General features: G+C 68.3%; 31 protein-coding genes. 11 read left to right on the top strand and 20 right to left on the bottom strand.

What is annotated here, in order from left to right:
* The first annotated feature begins 27 nt into the window (after positions 1 to 27).
* Complete coding sequence (locus tag P5P27_RS12885) at positions 28 to 1239, top strand: MFS transporter (RefSeq protein WP_278124293.1); 1212 nt, start codon at positions 28 to 30, stop codon at positions 1237 to 1239.
* A gap of 207 nt (positions 1240 to 1446) precedes the next feature.
* Here the strand turns inward: P5P27_RS12885 and P5P27_RS12890 are convergent, their stop codons facing one another.
* The 5 genes from P5P27_RS12890 to P5P27_RS12910 form a co-directional block, all read right to left on the bottom strand.
* On the bottom strand, positions 1447 to 2706 hold the full coding sequence (locus tag P5P27_RS12890; protein WP_278127443.1) for a deoxyguanosinetriphosphate triphosphohydrolase: 1260 nt from the start codon (positions 2704 to 2706) through the stop codon (positions 1447 to 1449).
* Between the two features lie 43 nt (positions 2707 to 2749).
* On the bottom strand, positions 2750 to 3238 hold the full coding sequence (locus P5P27_RS12895) for a cold-shock protein (protein WP_039867897.1): 489 nt from the start codon (positions 3236 to 3238) through the stop codon (positions 2750 to 2752).
* Positions 3239 to 3389: 151 nt separating this feature from the next.
* Positions 3390 to 4220: a mycofactocin-coupled SDR family oxidoreductase gene (locus P5P27_RS12900; protein ID WP_278124296.1), complete on the bottom strand. Its 831-nt coding sequence runs from the start codon at positions 4218 to 4220 to the stop codon at positions 3390 to 3392.
* An 84-nt stretch (positions 4221 to 4304) separates the two neighbouring features.
* Positions 4305 to 5060: a hypothetical protein gene (locus P5P27_RS12905; RefSeq protein WP_062367871.1), complete on the bottom strand. Its 756-nt coding sequence runs from the start codon at positions 5058 to 5060 to the stop codon at positions 4305 to 4307.
* A 163-nt stretch (positions 5061 to 5223) separates the two neighbouring features.
* Positions 5224 to 5532 carry a GlsB/YeaQ/YmgE family stress response membrane protein gene (locus P5P27_RS12910; protein ID WP_006897664.1) on the bottom strand — a complete coding sequence of 103 codons (309 nt, stop codon included), beginning with the start codon at positions 5530 to 5532 and terminating at the stop codon, positions 5224 to 5226.
* A gap of 214 nt (positions 5533 to 5746) precedes the next feature.
* On the opposite strand from P5P27_RS12910, the gene P5P27_RS12915 reads away from it, so the two are divergent.
* Complete coding sequence (locus P5P27_RS12915) at positions 5747 to 6649, top strand: alpha/beta fold hydrolase (RefSeq protein WP_278124299.1); 903 nt, start codon at positions 5747 to 5749, stop codon at positions 6647 to 6649.
* Between the two features lie 30 nt (positions 6650 to 6679).
* Here P5P27_RS12915 and P5P27_RS12920 read toward each other — a convergent pair whose 3' ends face one another.
* The gene (locus P5P27_RS12920; protein ID WP_222111550.1) at positions 6680 to 8089 is read right to left on the bottom strand and encodes a WS/DGAT/MGAT family O-acyltransferase; all 1410 of its coding nucleotides are present in this window, start codon (positions 8087 to 8089) and stop codon (positions 6680 to 6682) included.
* Between the two features lie 93 nt (positions 8090 to 8182).
* Here P5P27_RS12920 and P5P27_RS12925 point away from each other — a divergent pair, with 93 nt between their 5' ends.
* Both P5P27_RS12925 and P5P27_RS12930 read left to right on the top strand, forming a co-directional pair.
* Positions 8183 to 8824, top strand: a complete 642-nt coding sequence (locus tag P5P27_RS12925; RefSeq protein WP_278124301.1) for a pyridoxamine 5'-phosphate oxidase family protein — start codon at positions 8183 to 8185, stop codon at positions 8822 to 8824.
* 76 nt (positions 8825 to 8900) lie between these two features.
* Entirely contained in the window at positions 8901 to 9563 is a 663-nt protein-coding gene (locus P5P27_RS12930) for a phosphoribosyltransferase (RefSeq protein WP_278124302.1), read from the top strand.
* A gap of 36 nt (positions 9564 to 9599) precedes the next feature.
* On the opposite strand, the gene P5P27_RS12935 is transcribed toward P5P27_RS12930, so the two are convergent.
* Positions 9600 to 9737 (bottom strand): hypothetical protein, encoded by a 138-nt coding sequence (locus tag P5P27_RS12935; protein ID WP_278124303.1) that lies wholly within the window; start codon positions 9735 to 9737, stop codon positions 9600 to 9602.
* A gap of 159 nt (positions 9738 to 9896) precedes the next feature.
* Between P5P27_RS12935 and P5P27_RS12940 the strand changes: the two genes are divergently transcribed.
* Complete coding sequence (locus tag P5P27_RS12940; RefSeq protein ID WP_006897657.1) at positions 9897 to 10439, top strand: CG0192-related protein; 543 nt, start codon at positions 9897 to 9899, stop codon at positions 10437 to 10439.
* Between the two features lie 15 nt (positions 10440 to 10454).
* Here the strand turns inward: P5P27_RS12940 and P5P27_RS12945 are convergent, their stop codons facing one another.
* Positions 10455 to 11846, bottom strand: coding sequence for a glycine--tRNA ligase (locus tag P5P27_RS12945; RefSeq protein WP_278124304.1), 1392 nt, complete (start codon positions 11844 to 11846; stop codon positions 10455 to 10457).
* Between the two features lie 259 nt (positions 11847 to 12105).
* On the opposite strand from P5P27_RS12945, the gene P5P27_RS12950 reads away from it, so the two are divergent.
* Positions 12106 to 12507, top strand: coding sequence for a hypothetical protein (locus P5P27_RS12950; protein ID WP_278124305.1), 402 nt, complete (start codon positions 12106 to 12108; stop codon positions 12505 to 12507).
* Between the two features lie 3 nt (positions 12508 to 12510).
* Here P5P27_RS12950 and P5P27_RS12955 read toward each other — a convergent pair whose 3' ends face one another.
* Positions 12511 to 12960 carry a nitroreductase family deazaflavin-dependent oxidoreductase gene (locus P5P27_RS12955; RefSeq protein ID WP_278124307.1) on the bottom strand — a complete coding sequence of 150 codons (450 nt, stop codon included), beginning with the start codon at positions 12958 to 12960 and terminating at the stop codon, positions 12511 to 12513.
* Between the two features lie 96 nt (positions 12961 to 13056).
* Here P5P27_RS12955 and P5P27_RS12960 point away from each other — a divergent pair, with 96 nt between their 5' ends.
* The 3 genes from P5P27_RS12960 to P5P27_RS12970 are packed head-to-tail and all read left to right on the top strand — an operon-like array spanning position 13057 to position 14581.
* A complete protein-coding gene (locus P5P27_RS12960; RefSeq protein ID WP_278124309.1) occupies positions 13057 to 13392 on the top strand; it encodes an ArsR/SmtB family transcription factor in 336 nt (111 codons plus the stop codon).
* Positions 13389 to 13814 (top strand): Fur family transcriptional regulator, encoded by a 426-nt coding sequence (locus P5P27_RS12965; RefSeq protein ID WP_006897652.1) that lies wholly within the window; start codon positions 13389 to 13391, stop codon positions 13812 to 13814. Before P5P27_RS12960 ends, P5P27_RS12965 begins: the two co-directional genes overlap by 4 nt.
* 32 nt (positions 13815 to 13846) lie before the next feature.
* Positions 13847 to 14581, top strand: a complete 735-nt coding sequence (locus P5P27_RS12970) for a Clp protease N-terminal domain-containing protein (RefSeq protein ID WP_045538843.1) — start codon at positions 13847 to 13849, stop codon at positions 14579 to 14581.
* Positions 14582 to 14591: 10 nt separating this feature from the next.
* Here P5P27_RS12970 and P5P27_RS12975 read toward each other — a convergent pair whose 3' ends face one another.
* The 3 genes from P5P27_RS12975 to P5P27_RS12985 are packed head-to-tail and all read right to left on the bottom strand — an operon-like array spanning position 14592 to position 17067.
* On the bottom strand, positions 14592 to 15389 hold the full coding sequence (locus tag P5P27_RS12975) for an isoprenyl transferase (protein ID WP_045538841.1): 798 nt from the start codon (positions 15387 to 15389) through the stop codon (positions 14592 to 14594).
* Between the two features lie 13 nt (positions 15390 to 15402).
* Positions 15403 to 16224, bottom strand: coding sequence for a DNA repair protein RecO (gene recO / locus P5P27_RS12980; protein ID WP_006897649.1), 822 nt, complete (start codon positions 16222 to 16224; stop codon positions 15403 to 15405).
* A 12-nt stretch (positions 16225 to 16236) separates the two neighbouring features.
* Positions 16237 to 17067 carry an alpha/beta fold hydrolase gene (locus P5P27_RS12985; RefSeq protein ID WP_006897648.1) on the bottom strand — a complete coding sequence of 277 codons (831 nt, stop codon included), beginning with the start codon at positions 17065 to 17067 and terminating at the stop codon, positions 16237 to 16239.
* Between the two features lie 104 nt (positions 17068 to 17171).
* Between P5P27_RS12985 and P5P27_RS12990 the strand changes: the two genes are divergently transcribed.
* A complete protein-coding gene (locus tag P5P27_RS12990; protein ID WP_062367874.1) occupies positions 17172 to 18056 on the top strand; it encodes a hypothetical protein in 885 nt (294 codons plus the stop codon).
* Positions 18057 to 18092: 36 nt separating this feature from the next.
* Here P5P27_RS12990 and era read toward each other — a convergent pair whose 3' ends face one another.
* From era to hrcA, 8 genes are all read right to left on the bottom strand, one after another.
* Positions 18093 to 18989, bottom strand: a complete 897-nt coding sequence (era, locus tag P5P27_RS12995; protein WP_062367875.1) for a GTPase Era — start codon at positions 18987 to 18989, stop codon at positions 18093 to 18095.
* 2 nt (positions 18990 to 18991) lie between these two features.
* The gene (locus P5P27_RS13000) at positions 18992 to 20332 is read right to left on the bottom strand and encodes a hemolysin family protein (protein ID WP_039867904.1); all 1341 of its coding nucleotides are present in this window, start codon (positions 20330 to 20332) and stop codon (positions 18992 to 18994) included.
* A gap of 12 nt (positions 20333 to 20344) precedes the next feature.
* Positions 20345 to 20887 (bottom strand): rRNA maturation RNase YbeY, encoded by a 543-nt coding sequence (ybeY, locus tag P5P27_RS13005; protein WP_006897644.1) that lies wholly within the window; start codon positions 20885 to 20887, stop codon positions 20345 to 20347.
* Positions 20884 to 21930 carry a PhoH family protein gene (locus P5P27_RS13010; RefSeq protein WP_278124319.1) on the bottom strand — a complete coding sequence of 349 codons (1047 nt, stop codon included), beginning with the start codon at positions 21928 to 21930 and terminating at the stop codon, positions 20884 to 20886. The genes ybeY and P5P27_RS13010 overlap by 4 nt, the downstream gene beginning before the upstream one ends.
* A 118-nt stretch (positions 21931 to 22048) precedes the next feature.
* A complete protein-coding gene (locus P5P27_RS13015; protein ID WP_278124320.1) occupies positions 22049 to 22807 on the bottom strand; it encodes an alpha/beta hydrolase family protein in 759 nt (252 codons plus the stop codon).
* Positions 22808 to 22818: 11 nt separating this feature from the next.
* Complete coding sequence (locus tag P5P27_RS13020) at positions 22819 to 23571, bottom strand: 16S rRNA (uracil(1498)-N(3))-methyltransferase (protein WP_045540252.1); 753 nt, start codon at positions 23569 to 23571, stop codon at positions 22819 to 22821.
* Complete coding sequence (dnaJ, locus tag P5P27_RS13025) at positions 23568 to 24719, bottom strand: molecular chaperone DnaJ (RefSeq protein ID WP_278124322.1); 1152 nt, start codon at positions 24717 to 24719, stop codon at positions 23568 to 23570. The genes P5P27_RS13020 and dnaJ overlap by 4 nt, the downstream gene beginning before the upstream one ends.
* Before the next feature lie 33 nt (positions 24720 to 24752).
* Positions 24753 to 25790 (bottom strand): heat-inducible transcriptional repressor HrcA, encoded by a 1038-nt coding sequence (gene hrcA / locus P5P27_RS13030; protein ID WP_006897639.1) that lies wholly within the window; start codon positions 25788 to 25790, stop codon positions 24753 to 24755.
* Between the two features lie 79 nt (positions 25791 to 25869).
* Here hrcA and P5P27_RS13035 point away from each other — a divergent pair, with 79 nt between their 5' ends.
* Positions 25870 to 26280 carry a type II toxin-antitoxin system VapB family antitoxin gene (locus P5P27_RS13035; RefSeq protein ID WP_006897638.1) on the top strand — a complete coding sequence of 137 codons (411 nt, stop codon included), beginning with the start codon at positions 25870 to 25872 and terminating at the stop codon, positions 26278 to 26280.
* Positions 26281 to 26292: the final 12 nt, after the last annotated feature.

Here is a 26292-nt window from a genome sequence, read left to right on the forward strand (position 1 = left end):
TCACCACCACGAGGAACCGCATCGCCGATGACGACGACAGCCGACCGCCGAAACCTCTGGACCGTGCTCGCGCTCCTGTTCACCACCGGCTGGGCCACCAACCATTTCGTCGCGATGATGCCGGTCCTTCACGACCGCAACGGAATCGGCGATGCGGCGCTCGAAGGGGCGTTCGGTGTCTACGCGATCGGCCTGCTCCCCGGGCTGCTGACCGGCGGCGGGATCTCCGACCGCGTCGGACGCAAACCCGTGGTCCTCGTCGGCGCGACCGGAGCCGCACTCGGCAATCTGCTGATGCTCCTGTGGCACACCGAGCCCGGCGTCTTCGTCGGACGGTTCGCGGTGGGACTCGGCGTCGGGCTGGCTGTCAGCGCAGGGACCGCGTGGAGCGCCGACGTCGGCGGTTCTCGCGGCACGGTGTTCGCAGGCGCAGTCCTCACAAGCGGCTTCGCCGTCGGTCCACTCGCGTCGGGACTCATCGCTCAGTTCACCGACGGCGCCGCGCTGATCGCCCCCTTCGCGGTCACCGTGACCGGCTCGCTCCTGGCGGTCGTCGCGGGCCTCGCCGTGCCGAACTCGCGGCGCACCGTCTCGGAGAGCCCCGTCATGGAGAGCACCGTCGCCGAGAGCACCGTCGCAGAGAGCACCGACGTCACCGACTCGACCGTGCGCGGACCGCGGAGCCTGTCCCGCGCGCTGGTCACGAGCCTTCCGATGTCGCTGTGGGTGTTCGCATCGGTCACCATCAGTGTGGTGACGATGGCCGGGCGGATGTCGAGCTTCAGCGGTCCGTGGGTGCCGGGCGTCGCCGCCGTGCTCGCGCTGGGATCCGGCGTGGCCGTGCAGGTGATCGCGCGCCGAAACTCCTGGGGTGCGCGCGCCGGAGTGTGCGGCGCCTTGCTGTCGGCCGTCGGATTCGTGATCGTCGCGGCGTCCGGGTCCGACCCGGCGCCGGTCGCCTTCGTCGCCGCGTCCATCGTTCTCGGCAGCGGCTACGGGCTCTGCCTCCGCGAAGGCCTGCTCGACGTCGAGACCTTCGCTCCCGCCGACCGGATCGGGCTGGCCACCGGGATCTTCTACGTCGGCACGTACCTCGGGTTCGGGTTGCCGGTCTTGCTGCGAGTGATCGCACCCACGGTGGGGATCGTCGCACCGATCGTCGTGCTGGCGGTGATGGCCGCCGGCTGCGCGGGGATTCGCGGGATGCAGTTGCGGAGTGGGGTGCTGGCCGGCCGGTGATGCGGGCGTGGGGTGGGGGTTTGCTTGGTCTCGATGCGCGGAGTCGCTGCGCTCCCCCGCTTACTCGACGAGCCTGCCCGGGTGGAGATCACTCGACGAGCCTGACAGGGAAGACGTGCGAGACTGCGGTCTCGATGCGCGGCGTCGCTGCGCTCCCCCGCTTACTCGACGAGCCTGACAGGGGAAGCGTGGCGGGTGTGCGGCGAGCTAGCCCAGGTGTGCCTGGACTTCGGCGCTGGACTTGTCGAGGCGCTCGAGGCGGCCCTCGGTCATGGAGGCGATCTGGTCGATCACCACGCGCATCCGGGCGTCGTCGTCGGCCGCGGCATTCCACGCGGCGGCGAAGATCGGGTCGAGGCCGCCCGGGGCGGTCACCAGGAGCATCTCGGCGACGCGGTGGATGCGCTCGCGCTGACGGTCCTGCTTGGCGCGGTGACTCGGGTCGGAGAAGATGAACCGCAGGGCGAGCGTCTTCAGTACGGCGACCTCGGCCGCCACATCGGCCGGCACCGAGAGATCCGCGTCGTACCGGCGCAGCGGACGTGCGCCCTCCATCCTGCGCGTCCGGGTGATCGCGGCCGAAGCGAAACGCCCGATGAGCTCGCTCGTGAGTCGCTTGAGCCGCGTGTACGCCTCCAACGAACCGTCGAATTCGCCGAGCGAGGCGAAGATCTCCATCTCCGACAACCGCTGCGCCGCCCCGACCAGCGGATCGGCGGTGAGCCCGTCGAAGTACTGCATGCCGAGCTGCGCCAGATCGTGCTGATCGGTGGGCGAACTCAACTGGCGCAGATCGATCCGCCCGCCGATCACTCCGTCTTCGAGGTCGTGCACCGAGTACGCGACATCGTCGGACCAGTCCATCACCTGGGCCTCCAGACAGCGCCGGCCGTCGGGCGCGCCGTGTCGCACCCAGTCGAGCGCGGGGCGGTCTTCGACGTACGCGCCGTACTTGGTGCCGGGCGCCGTGCGCGACCACGGGTACTTGAGCGTTGCGTCGAGCGCCGCCCGGGTGAGGTTGAGACCGGCGCTGACCCCGTCCGGGCCGACGATCTTCGGTTCCAGCGCCGTCAGGATGCGCAGATTCTGCGCATTGCCTTCGAATCCGCCACGGTCGCGGGCCACTTCTTCAAGAGCCCGCTCGCCGTTGTGCCCGTAGGGCGGGTGGCCGATGTCGTGGGCGAGTCCGGCGAGTTCGACCAGATCCGGGTCGCAGCCCAGACCGACCGCGATACCGCGGCCGATCTGGCCGACCTCCAGCGAATGGGTCAGACGAGTCCGCGGGTTGTCGCCCTCCCGCGGACCCACCACCTGCGTCTTGTCCGCGAGTCGCCGCAGGGCCGCGCTGTGCAGCACCCGGGCGCGGTCGCGGGCGAAGTCGCTGCGATGGTCGGTCGCGGGATTCGCGCCCGCGGCGATCTTGGGCGCCTCGACGACCATCCGTTCCAGGTCATGAGCGTCGTACATCGCCACGGGCGGGCCGCCCGCGGACCGATCGGCGTCGGTCAAACTACTCCGACCAGCCGCGCTGGGATGCCATGTCCAGGAGACCGGATCGGATCGCGACGATCTGACGAGCGGTCAGGTCCGGCGAGGCGTCGAGCAGCAGCTCGGTGATCTCGTTGAACAGACGGCCGCCGCCCCGATTGCCGAAGCGTCGCGGTCCGCGGTCATCACGGCCGCCGCGCCGGTCGTCACGGCGGTCGCCGCGATCGTGCCGGTCGCCGAAGCGTCCGCGGCCCTCGTCACGGCGCTGGGCGCGCTCGGCGGCGGGCGACTCGCCCTCCGGAGCCTCCTTGGTCACCTTCACGTTCAGTGCCTTCGCGCCACGATCGGTGCTCTCGACGTCGAACTCGACCTCGGCGCCGGGGCGCAGCAGGGTCTCATCGATGCCCACGTCGTTGATGTGCAGGAAGACGTCGTCTCCGCCCTCCGCGGGCGCCAGGAATCCAAAACCACGATTGGTGTCGAAATGCACGACCTTGCCGTTGACAGCCACCACAAACTCTCTCTCCAAAGCACGCCCACACCGCGAACCCCTTGCCCGCGCGACGCACTCCCCTACTACTATGCCTCAAAACCGTCAGCCGACCGAGCTGAAATGCCTGGTAGTGATCGGAATGTCAACCGGTCGACGACCGCCGCGGCTCCTACTGACGCGTCGCATTCGTCCCGAGGCTCACCTCGACCACCGTGCCGGTGATGACGCCGGGGTCGTCGACCAGATACATCACCGCGCGGGTGACGTCGGCCGGTGCCAGCCACGGCACGCCCAGCGGACTCCAACCGGCGAAGACCTGAGCGAGATCGTCCTGCGTCGGGTGTTCGACCGTCGGACAGAATCTCTTCATCGTCGCGGTGTTCAGCACCATCGGCGTCGCCACCGACGCCGGGCACACCACGTTCGCGGTGATGCCGTACGCACCCACTTCCAGGGCCAACGACTTGATGAATCCGATGATCCCCCACTTGCTCGCGGCGTAATGGCTCAGATGCAGCATGCCGCCGCGGCCGGCTCCCGAGGAGATCCCGACGATGCGGCCGAACCGGTTCTCCTTCATCAGCGTGAGAACGGCCTGCGCGCAGTTGAACGTACCGGTGAGATTGGTGTCGATGACGTCGGCCCATTGTTGGTGGGTCAGCGACTCGACCGGTTCGAACGAGCAGACGCCGGCATTGCACACGAGGATGTCGAGGCGTCCGCGTTCGTCGCGGATCCGCGAGACGAGCCCGTTCACCGCGGCCCGGTCGCGAACGTCCACCTGCGCCGATGTCACCGAGCCGCCGGTCGACTTGATCTCTCTCGCCGTCTCCGCGAGGTCGTTCGGATCGCTCATCGGGTAGGCGATCGTGTCGACCGGCGCCGCGATGTCGGTGACGACGACGTGCGCGCCCGCCGCCGCCAGGGCCAGTGCGTGCGATCGTCCCTGCCCGCGCGCCGCACCCGTCACCCAGGCCACTTTTCCGGTGAGATCAGTCATTGCCCGCCTCCTCGAATCGTCGACTCCATTGTCTCGCTTCGGCGGAGGGGTGTGCACGCGATCGGGAGACCTTTTCCCGGCCGGCTACTTCACGGTCGCGATGCCCAGCGACGGGAAGAAGTAGCACGTGACCGGCGCGTCCTCGCTGCCGCCGGCCTTCTGCATCGTGCCGTAGATCGCGGAGAGAACCGTGCCCGAACCGGTCTTGACGATGCCGCCTCGAGCGCCGTTGGCCGGAATCGCCGCGACGACCGAGCCGAGCGTCTTCCGGGCGAGGGTCCGCACCAAGGCGCTGACATCCGCTTCCTTCAGGCGTGCGTCCACGGCGTCGACGATCGAGTCGCCGAGGCCCTTCATGGGCTCGCCGAACCCGCCGTCGAGGGTGTTGACGTTGAACCACGCGACACGCATGCCGCTCTTGTCCTTGGTGTCGGAGAACTTGTCGACCGGCACGAAGCCGTAGAGCACCTCGCCCTTCTGAATCGCGTTGATGTCCTTGTCCTTGACGCGAAGCGACTTGTTCAGGTCACCGAGGAGCGGAGTGATCGATCCGGGCATCGCGCCGCCGACCGCCGACGGCATCGACAGATCGGTGCACAGTCCCTTGGTCGGCGTGAACGGAGTGATGCCGAGCTTCTTGAGGACCGCGTTGGCCTCGTCGATCGAGTCGATCACCGATGCGGCGTCGTTCGGCTGAGCGGCGACCTCGTGGAGTGCGGCACGGGCGGCAGCCGCGTCGCGGGAGGTGTCGGCGTGTGCGGCGGGTGCGGCGACCGCGCCTCCGACGAGTGCGGCCGACGCGGCGACCGACGCGATCGTGAAACGAAATGACCTGGACAATGTGACCTCCGGGGCTGAAGTGACTGGTGTTTCGACTGAGTATGGGGCCACTTCGCTCCGAAACAGCGCCCTGAGACCGAGTTGAGACCCGCAGATCAGCGCACGAGAACGGCGGCGGGTCCCCGACCGAAGCCGAGGACCCGCCGCCGTTGCGAACTGGCGTTCAACTGCCCGAACTGCCGCGCACCTTCTCCACGATCCACAGCAGGATCACCGAACCGAGCACTGCCGTCAGGAGGGTGAACCACCAGCCGCCGGACGCGGTGTCCAGGAAGAAACTCAAGAGAAAACCGCCGATGAGCGCGCCGATGACGCCGATGACGATGTTCATCAGGATCCCGGCACCGCCGCCCTTGACGATCTTTCCGGCGATCCAGCCCGCGATCGCGCCGATGACCAGATAGCCGATCCATCCGACATTGGTGGTCGTACTCGAGCGCGCCAGGATCTCACTCACTGCAATTGCGTCCATTTGCCCATCCTTTGTCTCGACTGCCGTGCCTCCACGCTACGAGACAAGGGATAACGGCCGCTCCGATGACATGAAGCGTTATCTGTATGTCATCTGCGCACCACTTCCGAGAAGTGACGGCGCTCGGATGACCGGCCACCGACACCTCATGGCATAGTGATCGCAAATGCAACATGTTCTAGTTCCTGGGGCTCCGGGAACGAAGGGGCGACCGATGAATCCTGCTCGACGAGACCTGACTGCCACGCGCGCACCGCGAGTCCGGCTGCCGAGAGTCGACATACCCGCGGGCCGTCTGATCGAACTGCCCGGACGGGGCTCCACCTACGTCACCGACACCGCCGGTCCCACCGCCGACGCACCGCCGATCGTTCTTCTGCACGCGCTGACGACCACCGGCCTGCTGACCTGGTTTCCGAGCATCCCGGAACTGTCGAAGCGCTTCCGGGTGATCACTCTCGACCTGCGCTGGCACGGTCAGGGCATCAAATCACCCGAGTTCAGCCTCCGCGACTGCGCCGACGACGCCGTGGCACTGCTGGACGTCCTCGGAATCGATGAAGCGATGTTCGCCGGCTTCTCGATGGGATCGCTGGTCGCTCAGCGTGTCTGGCGGCAGCATCCCGACCGGGCGGGCGGGCTGGTGCTCTGCGCCTCCACCGACGCCTTTCAGATGACCGCGACCGAACGGGTCTTCCACAACGGGATGGCGGGCATCACCTCACGCGTTCCCGGATCCGGTTCCCCGCGCCGCGCCGGCCGAGTTCAGGCGTCGCAGGTCGACCCGGCCGTCGACATCAACCGGTGGGCGCTCAACGAGTTCCGCTCCACGTCGCCGATCGCCGTCGGCAAGGCGGTCGGCGCCATCGGCAGGCACCATACGCGACCGTGGATCAGCCAGATCGATGTGCCGACCGCCGTCGTGGTGCCCTTGCGCGACCGCGCGATACCGCCGGCCCGGCAGATCGCGATGGCCCGCCGCATCCCGGGCGCCACGGTGCACGAGGTGGACGGCGGTCACTCGTGCTGCGTGATCGATGCCGACAAATTCGTGCCGGTATTCGCGCACGCCTGCAGCGTGGTGCGGGCTCGGTGGCGCGAGCGCGCCGAGTCGTGATGCCCGCCGCGCTGTTCGCCCACTTCGCGTCTACCCCGCGGGCGCGACCTGTTCTTTGAGCCGCGCGAGTTCCTCCGGGAAGTGGGCGACGAGCTTCTCCGGGCTGCGCATGCTGTCCTCACACGCGATGACGCCCACGTGGACGACGCCGTTGTTCGACAGCACCGTGATGTTGACGCCCGCTCCGTGGAAGACCGGGCCCAGCGGGTACATCCCGTCCATCCGGGCTCCCATGAAGTACAGCGGAATCGGCGGACCGGGGACGTTCGAGATGACCAGATTGTGCACCACCGGATGGCGGTCGGCCAGGCGCAGTCCCGCATATGCGCGCACGGCGAGCCCGAACGTGCGCGGCGCGGCGAACTCGGCCCAGTCCTGCAGGGTGTCCGCGGAGATCGCGTTGTGATGGTCCTTCGCGTGCTTGTTCGCCTCGGTCATCGCGGTCAGCCGCTCGAGCGGGTCGGCGATGTCGGTCCCGAGCCGGGTGAACAGCGCCGAGACCTTGTTCGCCCCCTCGTCACGCTTGGACTCTCCGCGCACCGAGACCGGCACGGTGGCCAGCAGCGACGAGTCGGGCAGCTCGTCGCGTTCCAGGAGATAGTCGCGCAGAGCGCCGCCGGCGATGCTCAGCACGATGTCGTTGACCGTCGCACCGGTCGCGCGCCGGACCGCCTTGACGTCCTCGAGGTCCATATCGCCCACCGCGATGGTGCGGTGACCGGTGATGGTGCCGTTGAACGAGGTCCGCGGCGCGGTGAGCGGAGGCGCCATCGCGGTGCCGTGCTGGGCGCGGCTCACCGTCTCGGTGATCAGCCCCAGGGTCGGACTCAGCATCTTCGGGATCGACAGCGGTCGCGACAGCGTGCTCACGATGCCGCGGCCGAAGAGTTCGAGCGACCCCGGCGACCGTCCGTCCATGGGGATCTCATCGGTGGCCAGCGGTGGCGCGTCCGGTTCGAGACTGCACAGGTACGAAATCAGATTGGCGCCCGACGCGCCGTCGACCGTGGCGTGATGCATCTTCGTGAAGACGACCAGTTTCTCCTCGCCGTCCTCGCCGCGGTATCCCTCGATGACGTTCATCTCCCACAGCGGGCGGCCGCGGTCCATCGGGAGTCCGGCCAGATGACCGCACATCTCCATGAGTTCGGCGTGGCCGGCGGGTGCGGGCAGTGCCATCCGGTGCAGGTGGTGGTCGATAGCGAAGTGCTCGTCCTTGACCCACACGGGGTGGCCGAGATCGAGCGGAACGCGTCGCACCCGCCGAGTGAACTGGGGAACTCGGCGCACACGCTCGTCGAGTGTGGCTCGGAAGGTCGCGAACGAATACCCGCCGGGAACCGTGGACTTGTCCATGACCATCACCGAGCAGACGTGCATCAACTGCTCGGGTGTCTCGAGGTAGAGGAAGCTGGCATCCAGGCCGCTCAATCGTTCCATGACCATGGAGAATAGCGGAGAATTAGAACCTGTTCTAATTACTGGCGAGTATCGGATGACGCGGTTCCGGTGGCCCCGCCTAGCCTGGAGACCGTGGGAGATCGGTATCAGCACATCGCGTTCGGCGACGCAGCCGTTGCGCGGCAACGCATCACCGGCAGCGTGGTGGCCTACGGCGCGGGTCTCGACACACCCGATTCGGGCCCGCAGCAGGTGACGCCGCGGGAGGTTCGGATGCTCACCGGGGTGTTCGCCTTCCACATGGCGACGGTGACCCCCTCGGGGTGGCCGTACGTCCAGTACCGCAGCGGGCCGACCGGATTCGTCCACCACCTCGGCGGCAATCGCTTCGGATTCGCCGATTTCCGCGGCAATCAGCAGTTCGTGTCGGTCGGCAACCTGGAGACAGACGGTCGTGTCGCGCTCTTCGTCGCCGATCATCCGAAGAAGATGCGGCTCAAGGTCTTCGGGCGTGCCACTGTGATCGACGGCGAGGCCGATCCCGAACTGCTCGAACGCCTGTCCCAGGTCGCGGACGGCCGGATCGCCGCACGATGCGAGCGCAGCATCGTCATCGACGTCGAAGCCTTCGACTGGAACTGTGCGCGGTCGATGGTGCCCCTGTACACCTCCGAACAGGTCCGTGAACGGGTGCAGCCGTACATCGATCAGATCCACCAGTTGCAGGACCGGGTCGACGAACTGGAACGGCGACTGTCCGCGCACGGCGACTGAAGGCAGCACGGACCGAACCGTCCGACGGCGCCGGGACTGGCCCGGACCGACGACCGCACCTACCGTGGAGTGGGTGATGATATCGCGGAGGTTCTCGACTCGCCGGTACCGCGACCGCGCGCACGCCGGGCGGGTCCTGGCCGAGAGGCTGTCCGATCTCCGCGGGCGCGACGACACGATCGTACTCGCACTCCCACGCGGCGGAGTGGACGTGGCCGCACCGATCGCCGAGGACCTGCGGGCGCCGTTGGACGTCTACCTGGTGCACAAGATCGGCGTGCCGTGGGAGCCGGAAGTGGCGGCCGGAGCCATCGGCGCCGACGATGCGGTGGTGATGAACGACGACGTCCTGCGCGCCACCGGCCTGACCCCGGCGAGGTTGGCCGAGGCCGTCGACGCGGCTCGCACCGAACTCCGGCGACGTGACGCCGCCTATCGGGACCGACGCCCGCAACCCGTCGTGGCCGGCCGCACCGTGGTGCTCGTCGACGACGGTGTCGCCACCGGCGCGACGATGAACGTGGCCGTCCGCGCGCTCCGAAGCCGCGGGGCCGGACGGATCGTGGTGGCAGTGCCCGCCGGCCCGGTCGGCACCGCGGACATGTTTCCCGAGGCCGACTCCGTCGTCTGTCCGTACACGCCGGAGGACTTCATCGGAGTCGGCGGCGCGTACGACGATTTCGCACAGCTCACCGACGCCCGCGTGCGTTCGGTTCTGGATCAGTTCACAGACCGCTGAGCCGGAAGCCCGGTGTGGGGTACGAGGATCGAGGCACTACCGACTCCGCTGGCGATACCACCACACGCCGAGGATGATCAGCCAGATCGGCAGGACCACGGCAAGCATCACCCACTGCTTCTGACCCACCATCAACCCCAACGCGATGATCATCAGGACACCGCTGAACAACATGATGAGCCTCGGGTTCACTGCGGTCCTCTCGTCGGCGTTGCACTACAGATACCCGATGGCGCGGACATCCATCACGCGACCCACCGGAACAGGACTTCCCGCCCACGTCGATCGCCGACGGCGCGAGACAGTCCCCACATCGCGCACTAGGGTCGTCACATGGCACTCGTTCACCAGGCGACCCTCTCGCCCACCAAGCTCGAACTGGTCACCGCCTACCTCGACAGCGTCCCGTGGGGCGGGACCGGAGAGGTGGAGATGATCGGCGGCTACCGCTTCGACGATCCTGCGGGCGAGGTCGGTGTCGAAGCTCTGCTGGTCTCGCGCGACGACCGCAGCCTGCACATCCCGCTGACCTACCGTGGCGCTCCGCTGCCGGAGGCCGACGAGTTCCTCGTCTCCACGATGACTCACTCGGTGCTCGGCGATCGCTGGATCTACGAGGCCGCCGCCGATCCCGTCGCCGTCGACTGCTTCGTGCGGGCATTGCGCGGGCGACAGGAACAGGCACGTCTCGAGATCCAGAGCAGCGACGGGTCCGTGACGATCCAGGAACCGCCGGTGCGAATCCGCCTCGAAGGCGCACCGGCCGACGCGACGGCGCTCGCCCTCAGCGACGACCTCGCCTCCCCGGTGTCGGGCGCGGCGTGGCTCGTCGCCGAATGGGACGGGGGCGCCGGCGTCGTGGCGGCACTGCGGTAGCGCCGCCAGCGCCCGTCAGACGCCGATCAGTTTGCCGCCGAGGTACTCCACGACCTTGTCGAGCGCGACCCGCTCCTGGCTCATGCTGTCGCGCTCGCGGATGGTGACCGCCTGATCGTCGAGGGTGTCGAAATCGACCGTGACACAGAACGGCGTGCCGATCTCGTCCTGTCGGCGGTAGCGCTTGCCGATACCCTGCGCGTCGTCGAACTCGATGTTCCAGTGCTTGCGCAGCTCCGCGGCGAGGTCGCGCGCCTTCGGGGACAGCTTCTCGTTGCGGGACAGCGGGAGCACCGCCGCCTTCACCGGCGCGAGCCGACGGTCGAGCTTGAGCATGGTTCGGGTGTCGGTGCCGCCCTTCGCGTTGGGCACCTCCTCCTCGGTGTAGGCATCGCACAGGAAGGCCATCATCGACCGGCCCAGTCCCGCCGCGGGCTCGATGACGTACGGGGTGTATCGCTCACCCGAGGCCTGGTCGAAGAACGACAGGTCCTCGCCCGAGGCCTTGCTGTGGGTCGACAGATCGTAGTCCGTGCGGTTCGCGACGCCCTCGAGCTCACCCCACGGGTTGCCGCCGAAGCCGAACTTGTACTCGACGTCCACCGTGCTCTTGGAGTAGTGCGAGAGCTTCTCCTTGGGGTGCTCGTACAGCCGCAGGTTCTCGGGATCGATCCCGAGGTCGATGTACCAGTTGTGCCGCGCGTCGATCCAGTACTTGTGCCACTGCTCGTCCTCGCCGGGCTTGACGAAGAACTCCATCTCCATCTGCTCGAACTCGCGGGTGCGGAAGATGAAGTTGCCGGGCGTGATCTCGTTGCGGAAGCTCTTGCCGATCTGCGCGATGCCGAACGGGGGCTTGCGGCGCGCCGTGGTCATCACGTTCTTGAAGTTGATGAAGATGCCCTGCGCGGTCTCGGGACGGAGGTAGTGCAGCCCCTCCTGGTCGTCGACCGGCCCGAGGAAGGTCTTGAGCAGCCCGGAGAAGGCCTTGGGCTCGGTCCACTGCCCCTTCGCGCCGCACTCGGGGCACGCGATCTCCGACATCGGGACCGAGTCGGGATCGTCGATCCCCTTCTTGAGCGCGTACGCCTCCTGCAGGTGATCCTGGCGCTGACGCTTGTGGCAGTTGGTGCACTCCACCAGCGGATCGGTGAAGACCTCGACGTGCCCGGAGGCCTCCCACACCCGCCGCGGCAGGATCACCGACGAGTCCAGTCCGACGACGTCCTCGCGCGAGGTCACCATCGTCCGCCACCACTGCCGCTTGATGTTGTCCTTCAGCTCCACGCCGAGCGGACCGTAGTCCCATGCGGAGCGTGTTCCGCCGTAGATCTCACCGCAGGGATACACCAGACCCCGCCGCTTGGCGAGGTTGACGACGGCATCGACTTTGGACTGCACAGCCACGGTTTTCTGATCTCCACGACGTAGGGGTTCGGACTTCTGTCACGGTGCTCGACGGTGGTCGTGCACGTCGCAGTACAGCGTAGTCGGTGGCGGGACGAGTGCGCCGGTCACCCGCACGGGGAGGCTCCGCGCGGGACTGCGCCGGAACCACCGCGGTATCGCCGGGTCAGTCGCACTGGCCGGAATTGTCGTAGGTGCCGCGTACGTTCGCAGCACCCGATGAGGCGCAGCGCCTCATCGCCGACTACGAGGAGCAACCATGAAACTCACCAAGCGAAGCGCCGTCGCCGGAGCCGTCGTGGCCGCCGCGGCCACAGCCTGTGCGATCGCTGCCGGCCCGGCCGCCGCCGATTCGGCGGATCCGACCGTCGGCGACACCGTGAGGTACGTCTTCTTCAGCGACACGCAGGTGAATGAGTCGCTGGCCTGGTACGACGCCTACGACGACATGCAGACCATGTCGCGCCCGTCGCTCCCGACCCGCTCCAAGGATCGGAAGACGTGGTCCGGAAGCATCACCGTCACGTCGCGGTCGACGTATCAGTTCACCGGCAGTTCTTTCCAGACCAGCGGCCACTACGCCGCCTGCCGCACCTATGTGAACGGGGTCCTCGTCTCCGAGGACAGCAGCACCGGCCGATACGCGGTGGCCTTCTGCTGATCGTCAGCGATCCAGGGTCAGTTCGAGATAGGGGATCTGGTCGATCGGCAGACCGGTCGACTCCTCTATCACTCCCGCCAGTTCCGCGTACGCCTTCGGGTGCTCGCGGCGGTAGCGGTCCAGGACCGCGGCCGACTCCTGCGGGGTGAGAACTCGCGCGGTCGCCGGTCGATCGCGGTCGAAACCGATCCAGACGCGGCACCGCGGATCGGCCTGAAGGTTGCGGAACCACTGGGAGCTACGACCGAAGCCCGACGCGATGATCACTCGGTTCCGGTCCGGCCGTTCCACCCTTTCCAGGGCGACGTACCGGGGCTTACCGGACTTGCGGCCCGTGTGCTGCAACAGCAGCAGCCGACCGCCGAAGAGGAACCCGAGTCCCGCGCGGAAGAGCGGTATCGGTGAACGCACGAACCACCGGGTCCGCAGCGCCCGCGCACCGATGCTGGTCATACCCAGGCACGCTACGCTGCGCCGGCCGAGGCCACAGGCAAATGAAAATCAGTTCCTTTAGGATGGAGGTGTTGAATCCCTTTCGAAGGAGCAGTCATGAGTCAGTCGGTGATGTCGCCGGCGCTGACCGCCGACCGCCGGGCGCACGGCGCCGCCAGCGAGTTGCTGCGGGCGCTGGCCTCGCCCGCCCGGGTGTCGATCGTCATGACACTGCGCGACCGGCCGATGTGCGTCCACGAACTGGTCGACGCCCTCGCACTGAACCAGCCGCAGGTGAGCCAGCACCTCCGCGTCCTGAAGCAGTCGGGAGTGGTGGTCGGGAGCCGGCGCGGCCGGGAGGTCGAGTACTCGCTGGCAGACGATCACGTCGCACACATCGTGGTCGACGCAGTCCTGCACGCCACTGAGCATCGGACGGAGGCGCAGGCATGAGCGACACGGCGAACAAGCCGGTCACCGGCCAGCGGTCCACCAAGCAGCGGGCGGCGATCGCCGATGTGCTGTCGGACACCGACGACTTCCTGTCGGCCCAACAGCTCCACGACAAACTGCGTGAGCGGGGCGAGTCGATCGGACTGACCACGGTGTACCGCAACCTCCAGGCGCTCACCGCGGCCAGGCAGATCGACGCGATCTGGGACGGATCAGGCGAGACCCGCTATCGGCACTGCTCCACCGGACACCACCATCACCTGGTATGCCGCGAGTGCGGAACCACCGTGGAGATCAAAGCCGACAAGGTGGAGCGATGGGCCGACTCGGTGGCCTCGGAGAACGGCTTCGCCGACATCTCGCACACCGTCGAGATCTTCGGGACGTGCAGAGACTGCACAGCAGCGTCAACCAACCGTTGACGAGAGCTCCTGCGTCAACTTAAGGTTGACTCATGGCTGAGAAGACCTCCCTGACTCCCACCGTCCGACTCGACGACCTGATCGACACGATCAAGAAGGTGCACGACGATCCGCTCGATCAACTGTCCGACGCGGTGCTGGCCGCCGACCACCTCGGCGAGGTGGCCGACCACCTGATCGGCCACTTCGTCGATCAGGCACGCCGCAGCGGTGCGTCCTGGACCCAGATCGGGACCAGCATGGGCGTCAGCAAACAGGCCGTGCAGAAGCGGTTCACACCGAAGGACCCGGGTACGGCGGCCGATCTGAACCCGGCTCAGGGGTTCAATCAGTTCACCCCTCGTGCGCGCAATGTCGCGGCCGCCGCACACAACGCCGCCGAAGCGGCGGGCAACAGCGAGGTATCCCCCGCGCATCTGCTGCTCGGGCTGCTCGACGACCGCGAGTCGCTGGCGGTGACGCTGCTGGCCGCGCTGCGCGTCGACGTCGACGCGCTGGCCGCCGGGGCGTCCGAGGCCCTGCCCGAACCGGGTGAGGCACCGGAGGTGATTCCGTACGACGCCGCCGCACGCAAGGTGCTGGAACTGACTTTCCGCCATGCGCTGCGTCTGGGGCACAACTACATCGGCACCGAGCACATCGTGCTCGCTCTGCTGGAGGTGGAGGACGGTCGCGGTCCGCTCAGCGACGCCGGTGTGACGCCCGAAGCCTTTGAAGAGCGGCTGACGGAGGCGCTCGCGCAGTTCACATCGGCGACGCCGGACTGACGTCCCGGCCTCAGGCGCTCCCGAATCGTCGGTCGCGCTTGGCATACTCCAGGCAGGCGGCCCAGAGGTCCCGGCGGTCGAAGTCGGGAAACAGCTTCTCCTGATAGACCATCTCGGCGTACGCGCTCTGCCACAGCAGGAAGTTCGACAGCCGCTGCTCCCCCGACGGACGGAGGAACAGGTCCACGTCGGGCATGTCGGGCTCGTCGAGGTACTTGGCGAAACTCGCCTCGGTGATCCGTTCGGGATCGATCTCCCCCCGCGCCGCCCGGCGGGCGATCTCCCTCGCCGCATCGGCGATCTCGGCCCGGCCGCCGTAATTGACGCACATGGTCAAGGTCATGACGGTGTTGTTCCGGGTGAGTTCCTCGGCGACCTCGAGTTCTTTGATCACGCTGCGCCACAGCTTCGGCCGTCGCCCGGCCCACCGCACGCGGACGCCCATCTCGTTCATCTCGTCGCGGCGGCGCCGGATCACGTCGCGGTTGAAACCCATGAGGAACTTGACCTCTTCCGGGCTGCGCGACCAGTTCTCTGTGGAGAACGCGTAGGCGGACAGATGCGTGACGCCCAGCTCGATGCAGCCGCAGACACTGTCCATCAACACGGCCTCACCGCGCTTGTGTCCCTCGGTGCGCGGCAGGCCGCGTTCCTTGGCCCACCGGCCGTTGCCGTCCATCACCAGCGCGATGTGTTTCGGTATCAGCTCGGCGGGGATCTCCGGCGGTGTGGCTCCGGACGGATGCGGATCGGGCGGGCGCACCTCGACGGGTGCGGACGCCTGGGCGCGGCGGGTGAGACGAGCCATCAGCTCCGGCCTTTCATGCGGTTTCGGTGACTGCGACGCCGGCGCCCGGGACGTCGGTCCGGGCGGCGCCTTCGCTCGCGGGTCGCTCGATCAGACTATGCGGCGCCTGCCGTTCGATGAGCGGCAAGGTGCGCAGTTGCCGTTCCAGATGCCACTGCAGATGCGCGGCGGTGAGACCGGTCGCCTGACGGCGTTGCGACGGCGTCGCGAGCAGGACGTGATCCCACTCTCCGCGCGCCAGCGCCTCCATCAGATCGAGCACCCCGACCGACGGGGTGGCCGCACCGGCCGGGCGGCAATGCACGCACACCGCGCCACCGGCCGCGACGTGGAACGCGCGGTGCGGTCCCGGTGAAGCGCACCGTGCACACACCGACAGCGCGGGCATCCAGCCGGCCGACGACATCGCACGCAGGAGGAAGGCGTCCAGAATGAGCTGACGGTCTCGGCGGTCCTCGGCGAGCGCTTCGAGGGCGCCGACGGTGAGCCGGTGCAGATGCTGTGCCGGCGCCCGCTCCTCACCGGCCAGACGCTCGGCGGTCTCCAGTACCGCGCACGCGGTGGTGTACCGGCCGTAATCGGCGACGATGAGATCGCTGAAAGCGTTCAGGCTGTGCACCTGGGTGATGACGTCGAGATTGCGACCGGGATAGAAATGGACGTCGACGTGCGCGAACGGCTCAAGCCGCGCACCGAATTTCGAGCGCGTGCGCCGCACGCCCTTCGCGACCGCGCGCACCAGACCATGCTCGGCGGTGAGAAAGGTGATGATGCGATCGGCTTCGCCCAGCTTGTGTTGGCGCAGCACGACGGCCTCATCCTGGTAGAACCTCACCCGACCATTGTGTCACCGGGCACCGACGAATTCGCGCAGCGCCGCGGCGACCTGCTCCGGCTGGTCCTCGGGCAGCAGAGTCCAGGAGTCGGCGATCTCCACCAGCCGCGCATCGGGGAACTCGTCGACCATCCGGCGGGCGTGCTCCACCGGCATCATCCGATCTTCGGTGGCCCAGAGCAGCAGCACGGGTCGATCGAAGGACACCACCTTGCGGTGCCAGTCGAGCAGTACTTGCTTGGGCGGTGTACCCGTGACGAACTTGCGCAGGTCACGGCGGACGCCGGGATCGGCCAGCGCATGGCCGAACCAGTCGTCCATCACCGCGTCGGGTATCCGGTTCTTGGCCAGCCCGCCGTAGCCCGCCCGCCCGTGCCGGAACACCGACAACTGAGTCAGCCGGGTCAGCAGCCACGTCCCGCCGGGCACGCGGCACAGCTGGGCGGCCGGCCGGGCCGGCCGCGGCGGAAAGTTGTCGTACGCCTCGCACGAGGCCAGGACCAGCCGCGCCAGCCGTTCGTCGCGGCCCTCCGAGATGATGAACTGCCCACCGCCCCAGTCGTTCAGCACGAGGGTGACCGCGCGCAGATCGAGTGCTTCGAGGAAATCGGCGATGATGTTCGCCTGCCCCGACTGCGTCAGATCGGCGGAAGCGTTCATCGGCTGCCGCTGGGCGCCGAGCGGCCACGTCGGCGCGATGCACCGGAAGTCGTCGAGAAGGGGGATCACCCGGCGCCACTGAGTCCGGTTCATCAGGAGCCCGTGGCCGAAGAGCAGCACCGGCCCGTCACCTCCGGTGTCGAGGTAGTCGATGGGTCCGGCAGGCAGATCGATGCTCCCCATTCCTCGACGGTCCCGCAGCCCGCGCGGGATGTCAACGGCTCAGCCGCCAGCGGCGCCGGGATTCGGCGTCTACTCTCGGAACCGACCCGGCGAGAAGGAGACTCATGACCGCACTGCTGGCACTCGGACTCGCCACCCGCACCATCTTCCGCGTCGACGTCGCCGACGGCCGGACGAGCGTCGTCCACAAGGACACCGCGTACTCACCGGACGGCGTGGTCGTCGTCGGCGACACCGTCTACTGGACGACGATGGGCCGTCCCGAACGGATCCCCGGCGTCGACGGCGAGGCGGCGTTCGACTACACGGCACCGACCGGCGGCCTGCACGCCATGCGCCTCGACGGGACCGACCGACGCGATCTGCTGCCACCCGGAGCGCTGACCACCGGGAAACAACTCGCGACCGACGGCCGCGAGCGGCTGTACTGGGGTGATCGGGAGGGGCTGCGCGTGTCCTCGTGCAGACTCGACGGCTCCGACCGGATCGACCTGGTGGTCAACGCGCAGACCGGGGACGGCACCGCCGAATGCGTCGGCGTCGCCGTCGACCGCGATCACCTGTACTGGACCCAGAAGGGGCCGTCGAAAGGCGGTCTCGGCCGGATCTTCCGGGCCGGACTGTCCGTTCCCGAGGGCGAGTCCGCCGACCGTCGCTCCGATGTCGAGACGCTGTGGAGCGGACTCCCCGAGCCCATCGATCTCGAGGTGGTCGACGGTGTCCTGTACTGGACCGACCGCGGCGCCGAACCCGACGGCAACACGCTCAACCGGGCGCCGCTGCCCGGTCCCGGCGAGCCCGGAACGCCTCCGGAGATCCTGGCCCGCGGACTGCACGAGGCGGTCGGCATCGCCGTCGACACGCGGGCCGGCCTGGCGTACGTGTCCGATCTGGGCGGCACCATCCTGGCCGTCGCCCTGGACGGCACGGGCGATCGCGTCGTGGCCGACATGGGGCAGATGATCACGGGTCTGGCACTGGTGCGGTGAGCCGGGCCGACTCGCGATCAACCGCCCGTGCGCTGCTCAGAAGCCGAGGCGTCCGAGCTGCTTCGGGTCGCGCTGCCAGTCCTTCGCGACCTTGACGTGCAGGTCGAGATAGATGCGGGTGCCGAGGAGCCGCTCGATCTGGGCGCGCGCGGTGATGCCGACCTCCTTCAGTCGGGACCCCTTGTGGCCGATCACGATCCCCTTCTGGGAATCGCGTTCGACGTAGAGGATGGCGTGCACGTCGACGACCTCGGAGTCCTCGCGGGGAATCACCTCTTCGATGACCACCGCCAGCGAATGCGGAAGCTCGTCCCGGACTCCTTCCAGCGCGGCCTCGCGGATGAACTCCGCCATCAGCACCTGCTCCGGTTCGTCGGTGAGCTCGCCGTCCGGGTAGAACGCCGGGCCCTCCTCGCAGAGCGAGACGAGGACGTCGCCCAGCACGTCGAGTTGCTTGCCCGACTTCGCCGAGCACGGCACCACCTCGGCGTCGGGGCCCATCAGCTTCGACAGCTCCATCAACTGCATGGCCACCTTCTCGGGCCCCACGCGGTCGATCTTGGTCACGATGCCGACCTTGCGCGTACGCGGCGAGGTCGCCTTGATCTCGTCGATGATGCGCCGGTCGCCGGGTCCGATCGCCTCGTCGGCGGGGATGCACACGCAGATGATGTCGACGTCGGCGTAGGTCTCCCGGACGAGGTCGTTGAGCCGCTGGCCGAGCAGGGTGCGAGGACGGTGCAGGCCGGGGGTGTCGACCAGGATCAGCTGCGCATCGGGCCGGTTCACGATGCCGCGGATGGTGTGCCGCGTGGTCTGCGGACGATTGGAGGTGATCGCCACCTTGTCACCGACGAGCGCGTTGGTGAGCGTCGACTTGCCGGTGTTCGGCCTTCCGACGAAACACACGAAGCCGGATCGGAATTCGGTCACTGTCAGTTCTCCTTCAGGTCGTTCGTCTCGCCGGACCCCTCGCTCGCCGGGACGGCGGGAGCTGACTTCTTGGACCGCCGTACGACGACGGAGGTGATGCGCTGGCGGCCGAGCCGGTTGGGACCGCCTTCGGCGATCATCCGCAGTCCGTCGACCTTCACCTTGGCGCCGGGCAGCGGCACCCGGCCCAGGCGCAGGGCCAGCAGCCCGCCCACGGTGTCGACGTCGTCGAGATCGAGGTCGATCTCGGTGCCGAACAGTTCTTCGAGATCCTCCACCGGCAGCCGCGAGGACACTCGGTACACGTCGTCGCCCAGCTTCTCGATGGGGGCGACCTCGTCCGTGTCGTACTCGTCGGTGATCTCGCCGACGATCTCCTCCAGGACGTCCTCGATCGTGACGAGCCCGGCGATGCCGCCGTACTCGTCCACCAGCAGCGCCATGTGATTCCGGTTGGCCTGCATGTCCGAGAGGACGTCGTCGAGCGGTTTGGAGTCCGGCACGAACTCGGCGTCGCGCATCACCTCCTCGACGGAGACTCCGCGCGCCGCGCTCGACAGCTGCGGCAGCAGGCGTTCTACGACGTCCTTGAGATACACCACGCCGAGGACGTCGTCGGGGTTCTCACCGATCACCGGGATCCGCGAGTGGCCCGACCGGACCGCGAGACTCATCGCCTGAGCCGCCGACTTGTCGTGCTCGATCCACACCATCTCGGGCCGGGGGACCATCACCTCGCGGGCGTCGGTGTCGCCGAACTCGAACACGGACTGGATCATGCGTCGCTCGTCGGCGTCGACCACGCCCCGCTGCTGAGCCATGTCGACCACCTCGCGCACCTCGACCTCCGTCGCGAACGGCCCGTTCCGGTAGCCCTTGCCGGGGGTCAGCGCGTTGCCCATGAGGATCAGCAGCCGGGTCACCGGACGCAGCAGGACTCCGACCGCCGTCAGGATCGGTCCGGCGACGAGCGAGATGGAGTACGCGTTCTGACGGCCCAGGGTGCGGGGGCCCACGCCGACGGCCACGTACGAGACGACCGTCATCGCGGCGACGGTGACGGCGATGCCCCATCCGGTGCCGAGCGCGTCGACCGCGACCACCGCGACCATCGTCGTCGCGGCCACCTCGCAGAGAACGCGCAGCAGAACCGCGAGTCCCACGTAGGTGCCGCGCTGTTCCACCACGGTGTGCAGGCGCCGGGCCCCCGCCCGACCCTCTTTCACCAGGTCGTCTACGCGTGCGACCGAGACGGTCGCCAGCGCGGCGTCGGTGGCGGCGAAGCCGCCCGCGAGCACGGTCAGGAGCGCGGCAACGCACAGAAAGACGATGTCGCTGAGCAGAGGAGACACCCGTCAGCGCCCTTCCGGGCCGGCGAATCCGATGTCGTTGAGAAGCCGGGCGTCGCGCTGCGCCTGCTGAAGCAGCCGCGCGCGGTCGTCGCGGGCCGAGTACCAATCGGTGATGATCTGGCCCTGCAGCCCGAACATCTCGCGCTCCTCGTCCGGCTCGGCGTGGTCGAATCCGAGCAGGTGCAGCACGCCGTGAACGGTGAGTACGGCGAGTTCGTGCTCGAAGCTGTGGTGCTGCGACTTGGCCTGCTCGGCGGCGAACTCCGGACACAGCACGATGTCGCCGAGCATCGCCGGGCCGGGCTCGTCCGCGTCGGGTCGCCCGCCGGGCGTCAGCTCATCCATCGGGAAGCTCATCACGTCGGTAGGCCCCGGCAGATCCATCCACTGCATGTGCAGTTCGGCCATCGAATCGGAGTCGATCAGCTGAATCGACAGTTCAGCACCCGGATGCACCTCCATCCGGCGCATCGCGAACCGTGCCGCCTCGATGATCAGCTGCTCGGGTACGTCGACGCCCGACTCGTTGAACAGTTCGACGCTCACCGGCGACGCCCTCCGCTCGTGTGGCGCAGCCCTTCGCGTCGGGCCGCGCGATTGCCCTCGTGAGCCTCGGCCCTGCCGTACGCGTCGACGATGTCGGCCACCAACCGGTGCCGCACCACGTCCGCGCTGGTCAGGTTCGCGAAATGGATGTCGTCGATGCCGTCGAGGATGCGGGCCGCAGCGCGCAGGCCCGACTGGGCCCCGCCCGGGAGGTCGATCTGCGTCGTATCGCCGGTGACGACGATCTTGGCGCCGAAGCCCAGGCGGGTGAGGAACATCTTCATCTGCTCGCCCGTGGTGTTCTGAGCCTCGTCGAGAATGATGAAGGCGTCGTTGATCGTCCGGCCGCGCATGTAGGCCAGCGGCGCCACCTCGATGACACCGGCCTCCATCAGCTTGGGGATGGCCTCCGGATCCATCATGTCGTGGAGCGCGTCGTAGAGCGGGCGCAGGTACGGGTCGATCTTCTGATGGAGCGTGCCGGGCAGGAAGCCGAGCCGTTCTCCCGCCTCCACCGCGGGACGGGTCAGGATGATGCGACTGACCTGCTTGGTCTGCAGTGCCTGCACCGCCTTGGCCATCGCGAGGTAGGTCTTGCCCGTGCCCGCGGGTCCGATTCCGAAGACGATCGTGTTCTCGTCGATCGCGTCGACGTACCGCTTCTGGTTCAGCGTCTTGGGGCGGATCACCTTGCCGCGCCGCGAGATGATGTCGAGGCTCAGCACATCGGCGGGGGTCTCCGAATCGCTCGTGGCCAGGATCGACAGGCTCTGACGCACCAGGTCGGGGGTGAGTGTGGTCCCTCCGCGCACCACGCGGACCAGTTCGGCGATCACCCGTTCGGACGCGGCCACGTCGGCGGGTACGCCGGTGAGCGTGATCAGATTGCCGCGGACGTGGATGTCGGCGGGCAGCTGCACCTCCAGGGTGCGGAGGTTGACGTCGGCCGCGCCGAGCAGCCCCACCGCCAGGTCCTGGGGAACCTCGATATTCGAACTGGTCACCGCCGCGGCCGTCGGGGCGTCGCGGTTGTCGTCAGTCACTGAGTTTCGTCTCCCCGAGGTCGGTCGGCGGGCGGTCGCACGCTTGTGTGGATTCGCTCAAGTCTATCGCCGGTGATCGCCGGGTGCGAGCGAGTACGCCCGCGGCCGCCGTCGCCGGTCAGATGCCGAGCACCCGCAGGGTCTGCCGGTGCGCCGCGCTGCGCGGATCGACGAAGGCGTCGTGCCCCTCCCCCGGCACCTCGTAGAGCACCGCCCGCTGACCGCGCGCGGCGGCCCCCTCCACGTAGCGGCGGCTCAGCTCGATCGGCACCGAGGCGTCGTCGGCCGTGTGCACGGCGGCCACCAGCGCGTCGAAGGGCGGCTGGCAGGCGGGCGACGCCGCCGCGTAGCGGTCCGGCGCCTCCTCGAACGAGACGCCCATCAACCGACGGACCGACGGGCGGTCGGAGGCGCCGCCGGTGAAGTCGAGGACCGCGGACTGCGGCACCACCGTCGCGATGCGGAAGCCGCCCGCTCTCGCGTCGGTCTGCGCGACCGCCCAGACCGCGAGTTGTCCGCCCGCCGAGTGTCCGACGACGGCGACGTTCTTGCGATCGACCTTGACGCCGTCGATCGCCAGTTGTTCGGCGACCGGACCCTCGAGGGCACGGATCGCCGCGACCACATCGCGCCCGGTACCCGGCCAGCCGCCGCCGGTCTCTTCCACCCTGCGGTACTCGATGTTCCAGACCGCCGCCCCGCGCTGCGCCAGGTCGCGGGCGACCGGTGTGTTGATCACCAGCGAGTACTCGGTGGACCAGTATCCGCCGTGCACCAGGACGACGAGCGGCGCGCACTCGGCCGGCCCCCGTTCCGGAAGATACAGGTGGCCGAACTGGCTTGGCTGATCGCCATAGTGAATCTTCTTGCGACGCAACAGACGTCCTTTTATCGAGTCCAGCGGTCGGTGACCGCGCCGAGGGCGCCGAGCGCCACCGCTCCGGCGGCGACGGTACGCAGCACCTCCGGACCCAGCACCACCGGCACCGCACCCAGGGCGGTGAGGTCGGCAATCTCCGCCTCCGCCAGTCCGCCTTCGGGCCCCACCACGAGAAGCACCTCGGGCACCTCGGCGAAATCCAGCGAACGGAACGCGACCGCGCCGGCCTCATGAAGCAGCGCGACGATCCCGCCGTCGGCGGCCACCCGTGCCGCCAGCTCGCGCACGTCGGTGGTGCCGGCCAGATCGGCGACCTCGGGGATCCACGCCCGGCGCGCTTGCTTGGCCGCGGTGGCCGCGGTGGCACGCCACTTCTCCACACCCTTGACGGCCTTCACGCCGCTCCAGCGGGCGATGGTGCGCGCCGACTGCCACGGCACGATCGCGTCGACCCCGGCCTCAGTCATCAGGTCGACGGCGAGATCGCTGCGTTCAGCCTTCGGCAGCGCCTGCACGACCGTCACCAGCGGCTTGGGACGGGGGTGGACCTGTACCCGGCCGACGCGGACGGTGAGCCGGTCCTTTCCGCCGACCTCGATCACCTCGCACTCGGCGGTGGTTCCGCGTCCGTCGCCGAGGGTCACCGTCTCACCGGCACCGATCCGCGTGACGGTCACCGCATGTCTGCCCTCCGGGCCGGACAGCACCGTGGTGTCGCCGGCGCGCGGCACCTCGTCGACCCAGAAGAGCGGCGGCGTCATCGGCCGGCGAAGGCGTTACGCAGCTTGGAGAAGAGTCCGCCGTTGGCGGCGGCCTTGGAGGTGGCGGTCACAAGTTCCACTTCCTCGCCGGAGACCTCGCGGAGTTCGCGGAGCAGGTCGCTCTGGCGTCCGTCGATCCGCTTCGGCACCACCACGTCCAGATGTGCGTGCAGGTCGCCGCGCACACCTGAGTTCAGATGCGGCAGACCCTGGCCGCGCACCCGGACGACGGTGCCGGGCTGGGTGCCGGGTTCGACGGTGAGGGTCGCGGAGCCGCCGAGCACGGTGTCGACGGTGAGTTCGGTGCCCAGCGCCGCGTCGACCATCGGCACCCGGACGGTGCAGTGCAGATCGTCGCCGTCACGGACGAAGACGTCGTCGGCCTGCTCGGAGACCTCCACGTAGAGATCGCCCGCCGGGCCTCCGCCGGGTCCCACCTCGCCCTGCCCGGCCAGTCGCACGCGCATCCCGTCCTGGACGCCGGCCGGGATCTTCACGGTCATCGTGCGGCGCGAACGGACGCGGCCGTCGCCGCCGCACTTGAGGCACGGATCGGGGATGGTCTCTCCGACGCCGTGGCACTCCGGGCATTCGCGCACCGTCATCACCTGGCCGAGGAAGGACCGCTGCACGGCCTGGATCTCACCGGCGCCCTTGCACGTCGCGCAGGTCACCGGCTTCGAATCGTCGCGGGTGCCCGATCCCTTGCACGTATCGCACAGGACCGCGGTGTCGACCGTGATCTCCTTGCGTGCGCCCGCCGCGATCTCCTCCAGGGTCAGACTGACGCCCACCAGTGCGGGTTCACCGGGGCGCACCCGTCCCCGGGGACCGCGGCCGCCCCCGAAGCCGCCAGTGGCCCCACCGAAGAAAGTCTGGAAGATGTCGCCGAGCCCGCCCGCACCGAACGGATCGCCTCCGAAGCCGCCGCTCGGGCCCGCCAGGGGGTCGCCGCCCGCGTCGACGATGCGCCGGCGCTCGGGATCGGAGAGCACCTCGTAGGCGGTCGTGACCTCTTTGAACTTGTCCTCGGCGTCGGGGTTGACGTCGGGGTGCAGTTCGCGAGCCAGCGTGCGGTACGCACGCTTGATCTCCTGGTCCGACGCGCCTGCAGACACGCCCAGAATTCCGTAGTAGTCACGAGCCACGGTGAATTAGGTCCTTCGCAATCAAGACATCAACTAACGGTCGGCGAGGACTTCGCCGACGTATTTCGCAACCGCCGCCACCGATGCGATTGTTCCCGGATAGTCCATTCGGGTGGGTCCAACCACACCGACACTGCCGAAGACGGTGCCCGAAGCACCGTACCCGGTCGAGACCACCGAGGTGCTCCGGAGGTTCTCGGTGTTGGTCTCCTCGCCGATCTGGACGGTGACCTTTCCGGTCCGCTGCGTGTGCGCGAGCAGCTTGAGGACCACCACCTGCTCTTCGAGCGCGTCGAGCACGATGTCCATGCCGCCCATGTTCGAGGAGAAGTCGGCCGCCGACCGCGCGAGGTTCGACGTGCCGCCGAGGACGAGCCGGTCGTCTCCGCGTTCCACGAGGGTCTCGACCAACACGGTGGCGATGGTGATGACCGCCTCGCGCAGGTCCGCGGGCGCGGTGGTCGCCAGTTCGGCGACCGCCACCGAGGCGTCTTCGAGCCGCTTGCCGTCCAGGGCCGTGGAGAACATGTCGCGCACCCGCACCAGGTTGTCCTCGTCGATCTCCTCGGAGAGGGTCACCATCCGCTGCTCCACCCGGCCGGTGTCGGTGATGACCACCAGCAGCAATCGGGTGGGCGAGAGTGAGACGACTTCGAGGTGCCGCACGCGGGCGGTGGAGAGCACCGGATACTGGATCACGGCGACCTGGCGAGTGAGTTGCGCGAGCAGGCGGACCGAGCGGCGCAGTACGTCGTCGAGGTCGACCCCGTTGTCGAGCACCGACAGGATCGCGCGGCGTTCGGCGGCCGACAGCGGTTTGATCTCGCTGATGCGGTCGACGAACATCCGGTAGCCCTTGTCGGTCGGGATCCGACCCGAGCTGGTGTGCGGCTGGGCGATGTACCCCTCGGCTTCGAGCGCCGCCATGTCGTTGCGGACGGTCGCGCTGGAGACTCCCAGGTGGTGGCGCTCCACGAGCGCTTTCGACCCGATCGGCTCCTGCGTGGAGACGTAGTCGGTGACGATCGCACGCAAGATCTCGAAACGCCGGTCATCCGTCGACGACGACAAGTCCGTACCTCCCGATGCCACGACTTTGCCTACAGTGGATACGACCATTCTACGTAACCGACGGAAAGACCAGGACCCGATGATCTTCAAGGGCGTGCGCGAGGGCAGACCCTACGTCGATCACGGTCTCACCGCGCGCGAGTGGGCGCAGATCCCGCCGCGCCAGTTCCGGCTCGATCAGCTCACCACCGTCACCACCGTCCTCGCACTCGACAAGCTGCTGTCGGAGGATTCGACTTTCTACGGCGACCTGTTCGCCCACGTGGTGCTGTTCGAAGGAAACCTGTATCTCGAGGACGGGCTGCACCGGGCCGTGCGCTCGGCGTTGCGGAACCGCACGATCATCCACGCCCGGATGCTCGATCTGGACGAGCGCATCGCCGCGGGCCGCGTCGCACCCGAGTCCGGCGAGCTGGAGATCACTGCGCCGATCGCCCCGGTCACCGGCAGGCGCCGCCGCTCGGTCGGCGCGCATCGGCTGCCCGACTGATCCGGCCGACGC

This window comes from Gordonia sihwensis (assembly GCF_029632925.1).
GTDB classification, from domain to species: domain Bacteria; phylum Actinomycetota; class Actinomycetes; order Mycobacteriales; family Mycobacteriaceae; genus Gordonia; species Gordonia sihwensis.

Bases quoted from the DNA above. Each gene is read 5' to 3' on its own strand.
- P5P27_RS12985 (WP_006897648.1), bottom strand. From the start codon at position 17,067: ATGGGGAGCATCGATCTGCCTGCCGGACCCATCGACTACCTCGACACC.
- P5P27_RS13035 (WP_006897638.1), top strand. From the start codon at position 25,870: ATGATCTTCAAGGGCGTGCGCGAGGGCAGACCCTACGTCGATCACGGT.
- P5P27_RS12920 (WP_222111550.1), bottom strand. From the start codon at position 8,089: ATGGAACGATTGAGCGGCCTGGATGCCAGCTTCCTCTACCTCGAGACA.
- P5P27_RS12955 (WP_278124307.1), bottom strand. From the start codon at position 12,960: ATGACCAGCATCGGTGCGCGGGCGCTGCGGACCCGGTGGTTCGTGCGT.
- P5P27_RS12915 (WP_278124299.1), top strand. From the start codon at position 5,747: ATGAATCCTGCTCGACGAGACCTGACTGCCACGCGCGCACCGCGAGTC.
- P5P27_RS12990 (WP_062367874.1), top strand. From the start codon at position 17,172: ATGACCGCACTGCTGGCACTCGGACTCGCCACCCGCACCATCTTCCGC.
- P5P27_RS12960 (WP_278124309.1), top strand. From the start codon at position 13,057: ATGAGTCAGTCGGTGATGTCGCCGGCGCTGACCGCCGACCGCCGGGCG.
- P5P27_RS12935 (WP_278124303.1), bottom strand. From the start codon at position 9,737: ATGTTGTTCAGCGGTGTCCTGATGATCATCGCGTTGGGGTTGATGGTG.
- P5P27_RS12975 (WP_045538841.1), bottom strand. From the start codon at position 15,389: ATGGCTCGTCTCACCCGCCGCGCCCAGGCGTCCGCACCCGTCGAGGTG.
- P5P27_RS12885 (WP_278124293.1), top strand. From the start codon at position 28: ATGACGACGACAGCCGACCGCCGAAACCTCTGGACCGTGCTCGCGCTC.
- P5P27_RS12970 (WP_045538843.1), top strand. From the start codon at position 13,847: ATGGCTGAGAAGACCTCCCTGACTCCCACCGTCCGACTCGACGACCTG.
- P5P27_RS12900 (WP_278124296.1), bottom strand. From the start codon at position 4,220: ATGACTGATCTCACCGGAAAAGTGGCCTGGGTGACGGGTGCGGCGCGC.
- P5P27_RS12950 (WP_278124305.1), top strand. From the start codon at position 12,106: ATGAAACTCACCAAGCGAAGCGCCGTCGCCGGAGCCGTCGTGGCCGCC.
- P5P27_RS12910 (WP_006897664.1), bottom strand. From the start codon at position 5,532: ATGGACGCAATTGCAGTGAGTGAGATCCTGGCGCGCTCGAGTACGACC.
- P5P27_RS13020 (WP_045540252.1), bottom strand. From the start codon at position 23,571: ATGACGCCGCCGCTCTTCTGGGTCGACGAGGTGCCGCGCGCCGGCGAC.
- P5P27_RS12890 (WP_278127443.1), bottom strand. From the start codon at position 2,706: ATGTACGACGCTCATGACCTGGAACGGATGGTCGTCGAGGCGCCCAAG.
- P5P27_RS12940 (WP_006897657.1), top strand. From the start codon at position 9,897: ATGGCACTCGTTCACCAGGCGACCCTCTCGCCCACCAAGCTCGAACTG.
- P5P27_RS12965 (WP_006897652.1), top strand. From the start codon at position 13,389: ATGAGCGACACGGCGAACAAGCCGGTCACCGGCCAGCGGTCCACCAAG.
- P5P27_RS12930 (WP_278124302.1), top strand. From the start codon at position 8,901: ATGATATCGCGGAGGTTCTCGACTCGCCGGTACCGCGACCGCGCGCAC.